Below are 3,038 nucleotides of genomic sequence, written 5' to 3'. Positions count from 1 at the left end.
CCAGGAGGGCGGCGACTTTGTCGAACGCTTCCCCGGCGGCGTCGTCCCTGGTCGCTCCCAGCAGGGACGCCTCCGTCCAGGACTTCGCCAGGACCAGCGCGGTATGGCCTCCCGAAACCACGAAACCGACCAAGGGGAACTCGAATACGGCCCCGGCCAGGCAGGGAGCGTAGAGGTGGGCCTTAAGATGGTCGACTCCGACCAGGGGGAGGCCGCGGGCATAGGCGAAACCCTTGGCCGCGGCCGTCCCCACGAGCAGCGCCCCGATCAATCCGGGCCCGCGGGTGAAGGCGACCGCTTCGGCCCGATCGGCCGAGACCCCGGTCGCCGCCTCCAGTTCGTCGAGCAGCGGAAAGAGGTTTTCCAGGTGGGCGCGCGCGGCCAGCTCCGGGACCACGCCGCCGTAGAGACGGTGAATATCCGCCTGGGACGAAACCTCGTTTCCCAGGATCCGGACGCCGTCCTCGACCAGAGCGACGGAGGTTTCGTCGCAGCTGCTTTCGATTCCCAGAATCAGCATGGGGAACCGGGCTCCCCCCCCGGCCGCCGCGACGTCCCCTCCCCCTCTTTTCCGCGCGGTGCCGACATCATTCGACCAGGTCCGATACCGGGACCACCTGTATGCCCCGTTCGGCCACGTCCTTCAGCCGGTCGTGGAGAAAGGCCAGGGTCAGGTGCCGATAGTGCCCGATGACCACCGCCGTCCCCCGCCGAAGGGCCAGGTCCTGGGCGGCCTGGAAACGTTCCGCGATGGCTTCTTCGGTGTCGACGTGGTCCAGAAATACGTCGCGGCGGCCGAGCTTTACCCCGGTTCCCTCGGCGGCGGAGACGGTGGCGGTCCCGGAAATGGTGAGACTGTCGACGAAGAACAGCCCCCGGCTCCGAAGGTTCTCCAGCAGACGTTTCATGGCCGGTTCGTCGACGGTAAAGGAAGAACCCATGTGGTTATTGCACCCCACCGCATGCGGCAGCGCGGCCAGGTTTTCCCCCAATACTTTTCCTATTTCTTCCTCCCCGGTGTCGATGCGTATCCCGCCGGGCCCGATCTCCAGGTCCGGGTTCGCCGCCTCCATGGGGAAATGAAGAATGACCTCGTACCCGTTGGCGGCGGCCAGCTCGTCCCACCGGGCGCTGTAGGGAAGCCGGGGGAGGACGGCCAGGGTCAGGGGCAGGTCGAGGTCGAGAAGCAGATCGCGGCCGGCGAGGGAATAGCCGATATCGTCGACGATCACCGCCAGGCGCCCCCTCACTTCCTGGAAAACGTCGAAGCGGTAGACGAGGTCGGAAGCGACGGGGACTTCAAGGAGGAGCAACGTTCCCGCGGGGACGTCCTCCCCGGAGAAAACGCTGAACCCGCCGCGCCCGGCGGCGGCGAGCTCCGCAGCCAGGCGGGGGAGCAGGCGGGGGGCGTAGGCCAGGGAAGAGACTTCCAGCGTCTGTTCGATCAGGATCGGGGAGGGGTCCCCGGAGCCGGCTTGAAAAAAACGCGGCCCCCATTCCTCCCGGGGAGCGCAGAAGCCCTTCAATGCCTCCGCCACCGCCCGGTCGATGCCGTCCAACTCCCGCGAGTACCGTTCCGCCGTCTCCTGGGCCGTGGGCGGGGCCGAGCAGCCGGCGGCGAGCGCCAGGCACCAGGCCGCCGCCCGGGCCCAACGCCGCTTACTCGCTTTCACCCGCGGCGAACTGCTTCTCGAGGATCAACGCCTGCATGATATCCACGGCGGCCCGCATCTGGGGATCGAGCTCTTCGCGGTCGAGTGCCCTCTCCCCGGAAGCGGCCTCGCCCTCCTCACCCCCTTCCCCGGGAACCGGGGTGGGCGACGGCGCCGGCTCCGCCCCGGGGAGACGGCCCATGAGCCGTTCGACCACCATCTCCATCACCCGCTGCTCCTCGACCGAGCTTTCCTCCTGGAATACTTTCTGCAGGGCCTGGCGGAGGATTTTCTCCTCGGGGCTGGCGTTCTCGGCGTCCGCCCCGCTGTAGTCGAGCATGCCGCTGTATTTCTTCATCAGGAACTTTTTCTGTTCCTCGGGGGTCATGGGGACCACGATGTCGGGCTCGATCCCTTTCTCGTGGATTATCCTTCCCGAGGCCGTGTAGTAGTGCCCGGTGGTGAGCCTGACCCCGGACTGGTCGGGCATGGGCAGAACGGTCTGGACCGACCCTTTCCCGAACGAGGTCGTTCCCACCAGCAGGGCGCGGTCGTTGTCCCGCAGAGCCCCGGCCACGATCTCGGATCCGCTGGCGCTGCCCTCGTTGATGAGAACGACCATGGGAATCCCGGTGAACTCGCCGTCCTCGGTCGACTTCACTTCCATCTCCACCTGGTCGCCCCGGCCCAGGGTTTTGACCACCACCCGGTCCTCGGGGAGGAAGAACTCGGCGACGTCGATGGCCGAGGAGAGCAGTCCCCCGGGGTTGTAGCGCAGGTCGAGAATCAACCCCTTCATGCCCCCGTCGCGGAGCCGATCCAGGGCCGCCTCCACTTCCTCGGGGGTTTTCTGGAGGAATTGGGCCAGGCGCAGGTACCCGATCCCCCCGTCCATGACCCTGGCCTCCTTGACGCTTTCGATCTGGATCACCGCCCGGGTGATCGTGAAATCCAGGAGCTCCCTCTCTCCCGCCCGCATTACCGTAATGGTGACGTCGGTTCCGGGTTTGCCCCGCATCAGATGCACGGCTTCGGTCAGCGTCAACTCGTCGGTCAGATCGCCGTCGATCTTCACGATCCGGTCCCCGGGATGAATGCCGGCCCGGCTGGCGGGGGTGTCCTCGATGGGGGTGATCACGGTGAGGATGCCGTTGCGCATGGTGATCTCGATGCCCAGCCCCCCGAACTCCCCCTTGGTCTCGACCTGCATCTCCCCGTAGGATTCCGGCTCCATGAAGCTGCTGTAGGGGTCGAGGGCGCCGAGCATGCCCTGGAGGGCCCCGTAGATCAGCTCCTGGTTGCTCACTTCCTCCACGTAGTTGTTCCTGACCAGTTCGAGGATGCTGGTGAAGAGTTCGAGGTTGCGGTAGATGTTGTCCGAGTCCG

General features: G+C 66.5%; 3 protein-coding genes. All 3 read right to left on the bottom strand.

Annotated elements, in window-relative coordinates:
• Positions 1-520: tRNA (adenosine(37)-N6)-threonylcarbamoyltransferase complex transferase subunit TsaD (locus PLZ73_12725; protein ID HOO78737.1), on the bottom strand; the 520-nt coding region annotated here is incomplete at its 3' end.
• Positions 521-587: 67 nt separating this feature from the next.
• Positions 588-1,673 (bottom strand): divergent polysaccharide deacetylase family protein, encoded by a 1,086-nt coding sequence (locus PLZ73_12720; protein HOO78736.1) that lies wholly within the window; start codon positions 1,671-1,673, stop codon positions 588-590.
• Positions 1,660-3,038, bottom strand: a 1,379-nt coding sequence (locus tag PLZ73_12715) for a S41 family peptidase (GenBank protein ID HOO78735.1), incomplete at its 5' end; no start/stop codon positions are given. The genes PLZ73_12720 and PLZ73_12715, both read right to left, overlap by 14 nt.

This window comes from bacterium (genome assembly GCA_035380285.1).
Classification (GTDB): Bacteria; Auribacterota; Erginobacteria; order Erginobacterales; family DAOSXE01; genus DAOSXE01.
The sequence above is the reverse complement of the archived record's forward strand: the minus strand, read 5'-3'. Positions and strand labels throughout refer to the sequence as shown.